Origin of the sequence: Mesorhizobium sp. M2E.F.Ca.ET.209.01.1.1 (genome assembly GCF_004010375.2) — a bacterium.
Classification (GTDB): Bacteria; Pseudomonadota; Alphaproteobacteria; order Rhizobiales; family Rhizobiaceae; genus Mesorhizobium.
The window spans coordinates 1-280 of record NZ_SADP02001367.1 but is presented as its reverse complement, the minus strand read 5'-3'; the positions used below and the strand labels follow the sequence as shown (position 1 = coordinate 280).

Annotated in this window: 1 protein-coding gene; it reads right to left on the bottom strand. The window is 66.4% G+C overall.

From position 1 onward, the window contains the following. Positions 1–280: WHG domain-containing protein (locus EN852_RS40430; protein WP_135880018.1), on the bottom strand; the 280-nt coding region annotated here is incomplete at both ends.

Here is a 280-nt window from a genome sequence, read left to right as displayed (position 1 = left end):
GTGAGATCGGGACATGGCCGACGGTCCACAGCATGGTGGCGATCGCGCGCGGGTCGCCCTTGAGCTTGCCGGCGGCCACGCAGGCCTCCACCCGCTTGATCAGCACCTTCATGGCCGGGTTGCCCTCTTCCATGTCCTCGTAGCTGCGGCCTTCCGGCAGCTTGGTCTTCTCGGTCATGAAAACGGTGCGGGATTCGTTGGGGTTGCCGAGGCCGAAGGCGGCGTACTCGCTCATCACCGCCTTGCGCGCCTCGACCGGATCGTCGGCGGGATGTTCCTC